The 11,191-nt window shown below is 68.7% G+C and carries 11 protein-coding genes; all 11 read left to right on the forward strand.

Annotation, left to right across the window (positions count from 1 at the left end):
• Positions 1-38: 38 nt before the first annotated feature.
• Positions 39-2,132, forward strand: a complete 2,094-nt coding sequence (gene ftsH, locus BM372_RS19510; RefSeq protein ID WP_090957106.1) for an ATP-dependent zinc metalloprotease FtsH — start codon at positions 39-41, stop codon at positions 2,130-2,132.
• Positions 2,133-2,141: 9 nt separating this feature from the next.
• Positions 2,142-2,780 carry a GTP cyclohydrolase I FolE gene (gene folE, locus BM372_RS19515; protein ID WP_090957107.1) on the forward strand — a complete coding sequence of 213 codons (639 nt, stop codon included), beginning with the start codon at positions 2,142-2,144 and terminating at the stop codon, positions 2,778-2,780.
• Between the two features lie 12 nt (positions 2,781-2,792).
• Positions 2,793-3,734, forward strand: a complete 942-nt coding sequence (folP, locus tag BM372_RS19520; protein ID WP_090957108.1) for a dihydropteroate synthase — start codon at positions 2,793-2,795, stop codon at positions 3,732-3,734.
• A gap of 13 nt (positions 3,735-3,747) precedes the next feature.
• The gene (gene folB / locus BM372_RS19525) at positions 3,748-4,107 is read left to right on the forward strand and encodes a dihydroneopterin aldolase (RefSeq protein ID WP_090957109.1); all 360 of its coding nucleotides are present in this window, start codon (positions 3,748-3,750) and stop codon (positions 4,105-4,107) included.
• Positions 4,104-4,688 (forward strand): 2-amino-4-hydroxy-6-hydroxymethyldihydropteridine diphosphokinase, encoded by a 585-nt coding sequence (folK, locus tag BM372_RS19530; RefSeq protein ID WP_256214452.1) that lies wholly within the window; start codon positions 4,104-4,106, stop codon positions 4,686-4,688. The genes folB and folK overlap by 4 nt, the downstream gene beginning before the upstream one ends.
• Positions 4,685-5,209, forward strand: coding sequence for a DUF3180 domain-containing protein (locus BM372_RS19535; RefSeq protein WP_090957110.1), 525 nt, complete (start codon positions 4,685-4,687; stop codon positions 5,207-5,209). Before folK ends, BM372_RS19535 begins: the two co-directional genes overlap by 4 nt.
• A complete protein-coding gene (locus BM372_RS19540; RefSeq protein ID WP_090957111.1) occupies positions 5,190-5,702 on the forward strand; it encodes a PH domain-containing protein in 513 nt (170 codons plus the stop codon). The genes BM372_RS19535 and BM372_RS19540 overlap by 20 nt, the downstream gene beginning before the upstream one ends.
• Before the next feature lie 18 nt (positions 5,703-5,720).
• A complete protein-coding gene (locus BM372_RS19545; RefSeq protein ID WP_090957112.1) occupies positions 5,721-7,289 on the forward strand; it encodes a PH domain-containing protein in 1,569 nt (522 codons plus the stop codon).
• The gene (locus BM372_RS19550) at positions 7,282-8,202 is read left to right on the forward strand and encodes a Rossmann-like and DUF2520 domain-containing protein (protein WP_090957113.1); all 921 of its coding nucleotides are present in this window, start codon (positions 7,282-7,284) and stop codon (positions 8,200-8,202) included. Before BM372_RS19545 ends, BM372_RS19550 begins: the two co-directional genes overlap by 8 nt.
• A 1-nt stretch (position 8,203) precedes the next feature.
• Positions 8,204-9,106 (forward strand): pantoate--beta-alanine ligase, encoded by a 903-nt coding sequence (panC, locus tag BM372_RS19555; protein ID WP_090957114.1) that lies wholly within the window; start codon positions 8,204-8,206, stop codon positions 9,104-9,106.
• Positions 9,107-9,293: 187 nt separating this feature from the next.
• Positions 9,294-10,811, forward strand: coding sequence for an MDR family MFS transporter (locus BM372_RS19560; RefSeq protein WP_090957115.1), 1,518 nt, complete (start codon positions 9,294-9,296; stop codon positions 10,809-10,811).
• Positions 10,812-11,191: the final 380 nt, after the last annotated feature.

Below are 11,191 nucleotides of genomic sequence, written 5' to 3' on the forward strand. Positions count from 1 at the left end.
GCAGCACTACCAGGAGGGACGGGGCCAGCCCCGATCAGATGAAAGCTAAGAGTTTCTTCAAGGGCCCGGGCGTCTGGATTGTCGTTGTGGTGGCCATGCTGCTGCTGGCCTTTGCCACCCTGGCGCCGGGCGGCGCGAGCCGGATCGACACCGACAAGGGCCTTGAACTGCTGACCTCCGCCGGCAAGGTTGAACAGGCGAAGATTTTTGACGCCGAGAACCGGGTGGATCTGGTCCTGAAGGACAACCTGCAGGTCGACGGGCAGGACAAGGGCAAGAACGTCCAGTTCTACTTCGTCAACGCCCGCGCCCAGGACGTTGTCAAGGCAGTCACCGACGCCAAACCGTCCGGCGGCTTCACCGACCAGCCCATCGAAAACAACTGGTTCTCGGGGCTGTTCTCCCTGCTGGTGCCCGTGCTGCTGCTCGGCGTCCTGTTCTGGTTCCTGCTCTCCCGGATGCAGGGCGGCGGGTCCAAGGTCATGCAGTTCGGCAAGTCCAAGGCGAAGCTCGTCAACAAGGACATGCCCCAGGTGACCTTCAGCGATGTCGCCGGCTCCGATGAGGCCGTCGAAGAACTCGAGGAGATCAAGGAATTCCTGCAGGAGCCGGCCAAGTTCCAGGCCGTCGGCGCCAAGATCCCCAAGGGCGTGCTGCTCTACGGCCCTCCGGGCACCGGCAAGACCCTCCTGGCCCGCGCGGTTGCCGGCGAGGCCGGGGTGCCCTTCTTCTCCATCTCCGGTTCCGACTTCGTGGAAATGTTCGTCGGTGTGGGCGCCTCCCGCGTCCGCGACCTCTTCGAACAGGCCAAGGCCAATGCGCCGGCCATCATCTTTGTCGATGAGATCGACGCCGTCGGCCGGCACCGCGGCGCCGGAATCGGCGGCGGCAACGACGAGCGCGAGCAGACCCTCAACCAGCTGCTGGTTGAAATGGACGGCTTCGACGTCAAAACGAACGTCATCCTGATTGCCGCCACCAACCGCCCCGACGTCCTGGACCCGGCCCTGCTGCGTCCGGGCCGCTTCGACCGGCAGATCGGTGTCGAGGCCCCCGACCTGATAGGCCGCGACCAGATCCTGCAGGTGCACGCCAAGGGCAAGCCGATGGCGGCCGGCGTGGACCTCAGGGCCGTTGCCAAGAAGACCCCGGGCTACACGGGCGCGGACCTGGCCAACGTCCTGAATGAAGCCGCGCTGCTGACGGCGCGCTCCAACGCCAACCTGATCGATGACCGTGCGCTCGACGAGGCGATCGACCGCGTCATGGCCGGCCCGCAAAAGCGCAGCCGGGTCATGAAGGAACACGAGCGCAAGGTCACCGCCTACCACGAGGGCGGCCATGCCCTGGTGGCGGCGGCCCTGCGGAACTCCGCCCCGGTCACCAAGATCACCATCCTGCCCCGCGGCCGGGCATTGGGCTACACCATGGTGGTCCCGGAAAACGACAAGTACTCCGTCACGCGCAACGAACTGCTCGACCAGATGGCCTACGCCATGGGCGGCCGCGTTGCCGAGGAACTCGTCTTCCACGACCCGTCCACCGGCGCGTCCAACGACATCGAGAAGGCCACCGGGATCGCCCGGAAGATGGTCACCGAATTTGGCATGAGCGAACGGGTCGGGTCCGTGCGCCTCGGCCAGGGCGGCGGCGAGCCGTTCCTGGGTCGCGACGCGGGCCACGAGCGCAACTACTCGGACCAGATCGCCTACATCGTCGACGAGGAGGTGCGCCGACTGATCGACGGCGCCCACGACGAGGCCTACGCCATCCTCACCGAGAACCGCGACGTCCTGGACGAGCTGGCGCTCGAACTGCTGGAACGCGAAACACTGAACCAGGCCGAAATCGCGAGCGTCTTCTCCAACATCCGCAAGCGCGACTTCCGCGACGTGTGGCTGTCCAAGGAGACACGTCCTGTCCAGGCCGCCGGCCCGGTCGAGTCGCGCCGCGAAAAGGCCGAGCGCGAAGCGCAGGAAGAAGCCACCCACGCCCGGCTCGAAGAGCCGCTGGATGCCCAGCCGCCGCATGCCCAGGGTGTCGGCGCACAGGAACCGTTCCAGGGCGTCGGCGGACAGGAGCCGTTCCAGGGCGGTGCAACGGTTATCGGGACTGACGGTCATCCCGGCTAGGCTTCCTCTGTGACTTCTAACTTCGACGACGACGCTCCCGCCCCAGCTGCTGCCCCGGTGGAGGGCGGGCACGCCCGCCATCCAAGAGTGGACCGCCCCCGGATCGAGGCGGCCGTACGGGAAATCCTGCTGGCAATCGGCGAGGACCCGGACCGTAGCGGGCTCTTGGACACGCCCAAGCGGGTGGCCAAGGCCTACGGGGAAATGTTTGCAGGCCTGCACCACGACCCCGCCGAGATCCTGGCCACCACGTTCGACCTCGACCACGAGGAACTCGTGCTGGTCAAGGACATCCCGTTCTACTCCACCTGCGAGCACCACCTGGTGCCGTTCCACGGGGTGGCCCACGTCGGTTACATTCCCTCGCACGATGGCAGGGTCACCGGCCTGAGTAAGCTCGCCCGGGTGGTGGACATGTTCGCCCGTCGCCCGCAGGTCCAGGAACGCTTGACCACCCAGATCGTCGAGGCCCTCGTCGCCCACCTCAAACCGCGCGGCGCGATCGTCGTCGTCGAATGTGAACACCTGTGCATGTCCATGCGCGGCATCCGCAAGCCCGGCGCCAAGACCGTCACCAGCGCAGTGCGCGGGCAACTGCATGACCCGGCCACCCGCGCCGAGGCCATGAGCCTCATACTCGGAAGGTAATAAACACAGACTATGGACTCCCTCGCCGCAGCCCCGGGAACCGGCCCCGCAACCTCGCCCCTGCCTATCCTGCGCAAACCGCGCCCGGCGGCGAGGTTCCAGGACCTGCCCACAGACCGGACACTCGTGATGGGAATCCTGAACGTCACCCCCGATTCATTCAGCGACGGCGGCGATTATGCGACGGCGGACACCGCGATCGCCGCGGGCCTGCGCATGTTTTACGCGGGAGCGGACATCATCGACGTCGGCGGCGAATCCACCCGCCCGGGTGCGACGGCGGTCGGTGTTGACGAGGAACAGCGCCGCGTCCTGCCGGTCATCGCAGCCCTGGTCAAGGCCGGCGCCCTCGTCAGCATCGACACCACCCATGCCGCGACGGCGGCTGCCGCGCTCAACGCAGGCGCCGCGATCATTAACGACGTTTCGGGCCTGAGCATGGAACCGGAAATGGCCGAACTGGCCGCCAGCACCAAGGCGCCCTACGTCCTGACGCACCGCCGGGGCGACGCCAGCACCATGAACACCTTGACGGACTACCAAGACGTCGCCCGGGACGTCGTCACGGAACTCGCCGGGGTCCGGGACAAGCTCTACGCCGCCGGCGTCACGCCGGAGCAGATCATCGTGGACCCGGGACTGGGCTTCGCCAAGAACGAGGCGCAGAACTGGGAGCTGCTGCAGCGTTTGGACGTTCTGCAGGGCATGGGGCACAAGGTCCTCGTGGCCGGTTCCCGCAAGCGCTTCCTCGGCAGCCTCCTGACCGTCGCCGGAAAGGCCGCGCAGCCCGTGGAACGCGACGCCGCGACTGCCGCCGTGACCGCCATCAGCGCTTTCCGCGGCGCCTGGGCGGTGCGGGTGCACGACGTCGGCCCGAGCCTCGACGCCGTCAGGGTCGCCGCCCGCATGGCACCCCCGGCGCCGGCAGCACCGGCCGTCGCCGGCACCAACTGATCCGGCCGGCGTCATGGACCAGATCACGCTGAGCGGCGTCACCGCCGTCGGCCATCACGGAGTGTTGGATTTCGAGCGCCGCGACGGCCAACCCTTCGTGGTGGACGCGGTGCTGCACCTTGATTTCAGCAAGGCCGCAGCCTCCGATGACGTGGTGGACACCGCGCACTACGGCGAAGTGGCCGACTGCATCCGTGGCTGGATCACCGGCGACCCGCTGAACCTCATCGAGGCCCTGGCCGTGCGGATCGCCGAGGACGTGCTGCAGAAATTCCCGCTGGCGGCCGTCGACATCACGGTGCACAAGCCCAATGCCCCGATCGAGGTGGAGTTCGGCGACGTCTCGGTCAGCGTGCACCGGAGACAGGCGTGAGCCCGCTTTACACCCGCGCCGTGATCGCGCTCGGCAGCAACCTGGGGGAGCGCAACGACACGTTGTCCACCGCCGTCGCAGACCTCGTCGACCCGCCGGCGGTGCGCCTCCTGGCCATCTCGCCGATCGTGCAGGCCAAGGCAGTGGGCGGCCCGCCGGGCCAGCCGGACTTCCTCAACATGGTGATCGCCGTCGAGACGTCCCTGCCCCCGCTCGAACTGCTGGGGCATTGCCACGCCGTGGAACAGAAGCATTTGCGCGTCCGCGACGTCCGGTGGGGGCCGCGGACCCTGGATGTGGACATCATCACCTACGGGGACGTGGTGAGCTCCGACCCCGAGCTCACGCTGCCCCACCCCCGGGCCGCGGAACGGGCGTTCGTGCTCTATCCGTGGTCACTGATCGATCCCGCGGCGGAGCTCAACGGCGAACGCGTGGGCGACCTCGCGGCCAGGGCAGCCGATTTCGCGGACCTCGCACCGTTTGACGGCTTCTCCACCCTCTCCGGCACAGCCGGCACCAACACAGATGCCGCAGCCGCAGCCGGCACCAACACAGCCGGTACGGTGGAGCGGCCGTGAAGCTGACCAACCCCCTGCTCCTGCTGGCCATCGCCGTCGTGCTGGCCGCGGTCGGCTGGATCGCCACCGTGCTGACCGGCCGCTACGGCCTGGCTACCCCCGTGCTGCCGCTTACGGGACTGCTGACCATGGGCGTGATCGTGGTGCTGACCCTCGTGCTGGGCATCCGCGTGCTGCGGTGGCGCAGCGGCAAGAAAACCAAAGTCCTCAACCCCATCCTGGCGGCGTGGACCCTGGTTCTGGCGCAGGCCTGCGCCTACACCGGCGCCGTCCTGCTGGGCTGGCACGCGGGAATCATTATCGAACAGTTGCGGCTGTGGAACCTGCGCAGCAACCACGACATCACCTGGGAGGCCCTGGCGATGGCCGGCGGCGGGCTCATCATGGTGGTCGTGGGGCTCGTCGTTGAGCGGTTCTGCCGGATCCCGCCCGAGGATGGCGACGCCGAACCGGGCCACGGGGTGCAGGGTAAACGCAGCAAGCCTCCGGCGGAAGGCGAATATGCCTACCGAGGCGATTGATCCTCCCGGCATCGACTGGGTCAGGGTGTCACCGAAGTACGTCACCGTGCGCGTGGCCGGATGGGCGCTGGGAACCCTGGTGGCGGTTGCCCTCCTGTCACTTCCCCTCGTCCTGGTCCTGAGCGGAACGTGGGCGTGGCCGCCGCTCTGGCTGGCTGTGGCCGTTCCGGCGGTCTGGCTGCTTCTGGCGCTGTGGCGGCTGGCGCTGATTCCCCGGCAGGTGCGCTCGATCGGCTATGCCGAGCGTGAAGACGACCTCCTGATCCGGCGGGGCATCTTTTACCAGCGCATCCTCGTGGTCCCGTACGGGCGGATGCAGTACGTCGACATCGCCGTGGGACCCGTCGAGCGTCCCTTGGGCCTGTGCACCCTGAAACTGCACACCGCCTCCGCCGGAACCAGCGCCGAGATCCCCGGCCTGCCCGCCAGCGAAGGCGCCCGGCTCCGCGAACAGCTGTCCGCCCGCGGCGAGGCCCGGCTGGCCGGGCTGTGACGGGAAGGCTGTGAGGTGATGGCGCTGACTCCGGAGGGGACCCGGGCTGGGGACGCCGGCTGGTTACGCGTGCACCCGGCCTCTCCGTTCGTCCGCGGCTGGGTGGCCTTGGCGGCGCTGTTCGTCTTTTTCGGACGCGACACTTTCGAGCGCCTGCTCCAGGGCGGCCCGCTCTTCGACGAGGGCTTCGCCGGGCGGGCGCCGTGGCTGCTGCTCGGCGGCGGCACCCTGCTGCTGTTGACCGTCGTCGGGTTCATCCTGAGCTGGTACTTCACCCGTTACCAAGTGGCGGATGGGTACGTGCGGGTCAACACCGGTTTCCTCTTCAGGCAGCAGCGGCAGGCCAGGCTGGACCGGGTGCAGGCCATCGACGTCGTGCAGCCCTTTCTGGCACGGATCTTCGGGCTGGCGGAACTGAGGTTTGAAGTCGCCGACGCCGGCGAATCCGCAGTGCACCTCGCCTATCTGCGCGCAGATGAGGCCCGGCAGCTCCGCGCGACGATTCTCGCCGGCGCCTCCGGCGCGGCCGGTTCCCCGCTATTGCCGTCGGCGGCACCGGATCCCGGGCAACCGGCAACGGCCGCCGTGGAGGCCCCGGAACGGACCGTTCTGACCGTGCCGCCGTCGAGGCTGCTGGGCTCGCTGCTACTGAGCGAGCAGAGCGTGGCCATCGCGGCCGGCGGCATCGCCTCGGTGATGCTCTCGGCCGTCACCGAAAACCGGAGCTTTACGGTCTTCCTGATTCCTGCCGTGATCGGACTCGTCGCCTCCTATTGGAACTCGTTCAACCACGGCTACAACTTCACCGCCGCCGATTCCCCGGACGGCCTCCGGCTGCGCTACGGACTCCTGGACACCCGGGCCCAGACCGTGCCGCCGGGCCGGATCCAGGCGCTGAAGGTCAGCCAACCGCCGCTGTGGCGGCTCTTCGGCTGGTACCGGGTCCAGGTCAACGTGGCGGGCTATGGCCTGGCCGGAAGCGCGGGCGAAGGGGCAGCCCGCACCACGCTGCTGCCGGTGGGCTCCCTCGCCGAAGCACTTGAGGTCCTCTCCCTCGTGATCCCGGATCCCGGGACCCCGGAGCCGGGGAAGGTTTTCACGGCAGGCATCGCCGGTCTCGCACAGGCCGCCGGCACCCCGGGACCCGGTATGTCCGGGAACGCGGACCGGCCGGATGACGACGGCGGATTCGTCACCACCCCGCGCCGGGCCCGGCTCCTGGCACCGCTGGGCTGGCGGCGGAACGGCTTCACCGCAACGGAGACAGCGCTGCTCCTGCGGTCCGGCCGGTGGTGGCGGAACCTCGTGGTGGTGCCGCACCAGCGCACCCAGTCCATGGCGCTCCAGCAGGGGCCGCTCGCCCGCAGGTTCCAGGTGGTTGACCTGGTCCTGCACACCACCGCCGGACCCGTCGCCCCGCGGCTCATCCAGGCCGGACTCGACGAAGCCCGGACCCTCCTGGAAGCCCAGTCCGCCCGGGCCCGTGCCGCGCGCAAGCGCCAAAAGAGCGAGCACTGGATCGACCCGGCGACCGAGCCCGCACAAACACCGGCAGAAGACACTCAGGAAGGCCCGCATCATGGCTAAACCAGGACGCCTCGGCATCGGAATCATCGGCGCAGGAAAAGTGGGCGCCGTCCTCGGGGCGGCGCTGCGCGGGGCCGAGCACGCCGTCATCGGAGTGTCCGCCGTGTCGGACGCGAGCCGCGAACGAGCCGAAACACTCCTGCCGGGCGTCCCGATCCTGGACGTGCAGGACATCGTGGAGCGCGCCGAACTGGTGCTGCTCGCCGTCCCGGATGACGCCCTCGGCCCGCTCGTTGACGGGCTGGCCAAACTCGGCGCCTGGCAGCCCGGCCAGCTGGTTGCGCACACCTCCGGGCGCTTCGGCGTCGGGATCCTGCACCCGGTCCGTGCCGCCGGCGCCGTTCCGCTCGCACTGCACCCGGCCATGACGTTCACCGGGATGAGCCTGGACCTCACAAGGGTCCTGGACTGCACCTTCGGCGTCACGGCCGACGCCGCCATGCTGCCGATCGCCCAGGCTCTCGTCGTCGAGATGGGCGCCGAGCCGGTCGCCATAGCCGAGGCCGACCGCGTCCTCTACCACGCGGCCCTCGCGCACGGCTCGAATCACCTGGTCACGCTCGTGGCGCAGGCCTCGCAGCTGCTCCGTGAGATCGGCGTCGAGGCCCCGGACCGGATGCTGGGACCGCTACTGCGCGCCACCCTTGAGAATGCGCTCGCCTCCGGCGAGTCGGCCCTGACCGGACCCGTGGCCCGCGGGGACGCCGGCACTGTGGCCGCCCACGCCGGCGCGTTGCGCGAATACGACGGCGGTTCGGCCGGCGATATTCTTGAGGCATACCTGGCGATGGCCCGGGCGACGGCCCGCCGGGCAGGAAGCCGCGGCCTCTTGAAGCCGGACCAACTCGACGGCATCGAACAGGCGCTCGGCGGCCCGGACCAGAACGGGACCCACGCCCCGGAAGGACCCTGACATGGCAATTCAACTCGTCACCACTGCTGCCCAGCTCCGCGACGCAAGCGCCCGGCTCCTGACGCAGAAAGGGGGCACGTCCCAGGGACTCGTGCCCACGATGGGCGCCCTCCACGAGGGGCACGCGCAGCTGGCCCGGACCGCCGTCGCCCAAAACGACGTTGTGGTGGCCAGTATCTTCGTCAACCCCCTGCAGTTCGGTGAGGCCGCCGACCTCGAACGCTACCCGCGGACGCTGGAGGCCGACCTCGCCCTGCTCGAGGCCGAGGGCGTGGACCTGGCGTTTGCGCCGGGTGTCGAGGAGGTTTACCCCGGCGGGGAACCCCGCGTCCGGATCACGGCGGGGCCCCTGGGCGAAAAGTGGGAGGGGGCGTCCCGGCCGGGACACTTCGACGGCGCACTGACGGTCGTCGCGAAACTGCTCCACTACGGAATCCCGGGAACCGGACTGCCCGACGGGGGCCAGCCCGCCTACCGCGCCTACTTCGGACAGAAAGACGCGCAGCAGCTGGCGCTGGTCCAGCGTATGGTGGCGGACCTGAATTTCCCCGTGGAGATCGTGCCCGTGCCCATTGTCCGCTCGGCCGACGGCCTGGCACTCTCCAGCCGCAACCGCTTCCTCTCCGAAGACGAACGCGGGGCCGCCCTGGTTCTCTCCCGTGCGCTGCGGCTCATCGAGGAACGCGCCAACGCACACGAGCCCCTCGACATCGAATCCGCGCAGGCCCTGGTCCGGTCCCAGCCGCTCGTGAAACTGGACTACTTCGAGGTCGTGGATCCGCGCACCCTCGAACCCCTCGCGGAGAACTGCCAGGACACCCCGTTCCGCGGTGAGGGGCTGGCGATCATCGCCGCCAAAGTCGGTCCGGTCCGCCTCATCGACAACGCGCCGCTGAACTCCTAACACCATCGCGGGGTCACCTACCGCCCATGCGGCCGCCCTCTATGGGCCGTAGCTGACCCCGCGTTGCCTTTCCGGGGGCGGAAGTTTGCTCGCGGTGGGAATGCCCCCGGGGCTTAGACTGTTGCAACCTGCAGCAGCGCCGACGCTCTCCCGGATCCGCACCCAAAACACCCTGAGGGATATTCCCATGTCACCAGACGTCTCTTCCAAAGCCTCCGGCGCCCCCGCGCCTGAGGCCGACCTGGCCGACCCCACGGTCGCGGCGGCCCCGGCCGTCCCGGGAACGACGGCGCCAGCGGCGCCTTCCGCGCCGGCGAAAATGTCCCGCGAATCCGTCACCATCATCGCCACGTTGCTGGTGGCCACGTTCGTCGTGATCCTCAACGAAACCATCATGAACGTGGCCCTGCAGCGGCTGATGGTGGACCTGAACATCGACGCGCCAACCGTGCAATGGCTCTCCACCGGCTTCATGCTCACCATGGCCGTCGTGATTCCTACCACCGGGTTCATCCTGCAGAGGCTGTCCACCCGCGCCGTGTTCATGCTGGCCATGGGCCTGTTCTCCAGCGGCACGCTGCTGGCCGCCCTCGCGCCCGGCTTCGTAGTCCTGCTGCTGGCCCGCATCGTCCAGGCCGGCGGCACGGCCATCATGCTGCCGCTCCTGATGACCACAATCCTCACGCTGGTGCCGCTGGAACGCCGCGGTGCCGTGATGGGCAACGTCAGCATCGCCATCTCGGTGGCGCCGGCACTGGGTCCCACGGTCTCCGGCCTGATCCTCCAGCACTTTTCCTGGCGGTTCATGTTCGTCTTCGTGCTGCCGATCGCGCTCGCCGCGCTCGCCATCGGGGCCAAGTACCTGACCAACATCGGTGAAACCGAGAAAACCCGGCTCGATGCCCTCTCCGTGGTGCTCACGGTCCCCGCTTTCGGCGGCCTGGTGTACGGCTTGAGCCAGATCGGCGGCGGCCAGGCCGGCTCCCGCACCCCCGCCGTGGCGGCCCTTGCCGTCGGCGTGGTGGCCCTGGCGGCGTTCGTCCTGCGCCAGCTGAAACTGCAGAAGGGCGACGGGCCCCTGCTGGACCTGCGCGCATTCACCTTCCGGATGTTCACGGTGTCCGTGCTGCTGCTGGTCGTGGCCATGATCGCCCTGTTCGGCGCGGTGATCCTGCTGCCCTTGTACCTGCAGGAGATCCGCGGCCTGACATCACTCGAGACCGGCCTGGTGCTGCTCCCGGGCGGCCTGGCCATGGGCCTGCTGGGGCCCTTCATCGGCCGCATTTTCGACAAGGTCGGACCGCTGCCGCTGACGGTGACGGGCTCGGTCATGATGGTGCTCTCCCTCTGGCAGCTTTCCATGCTTGACGCCGTGTCACCGGTGGGCTGGATCATCACCCTGCACGTGGCGCTGAGCCTGGGCCTGGCGCTCCTGTTCACCCCTGCCTTCACGACGGGTCTGAACCCGTTGCCGCCCCATCTCTACTCGCACGGCTCGGCCATCATGAGCACGCTGCAGCAGGTGGCCGGCGCCGCCGGCACCGCGCTCCTGGTCTCGATCTACGCCTTCGTGGCGGCCGCCTCGGGCATGGTCGCCGGCATGCACGCGGCGTTCCTGACGGCGGCCGTCATAGCCCTCGCCGCCGTCGTGCTGTCCGCCCTGATGCGCAAGACCGAGGGCGCTGCGCAGCCGGCCGCTCACTAGGCCACACAAAGGGCAACGCGGGGTCACTTAGCGCCGGTCCGGACCTCGGCGGTTTCTAGCGGTCGTTGCAACACTCAATGAAAATTGGGAGTTGCAACGACCGTGTCGTCTTTAGCGGAAGCACCACGAACCAGCAGGAAATACACGCAGGAGCAGAAGGACGAGTTCTTCTCGGTTCTGGATCGGTTGGGTAGTGTGGCCCGGGCTGCCGAGTCACTGGGCTTTAACCGGTACACGTGCCGGAAATGGGCAAGGCGTGCCGGGTTCCGGGGCAGGCCCGGCGGCCCGGTTCATCCCGGGCTCGGGGAGTATTTCCGGCTGCGCAAGGCCGGCAGCACACGCAGGGAAGCTGCCAGCGCGGTGGGCGTTAACCCGCGCAC

The organism is Arthrobacter sp. ov118 (assembly GCF_900116495.1).
Lineage (GTDB): Bacteria > Actinomycetota > Actinomycetes > Actinomycetales > Micrococcaceae > Arthrobacter.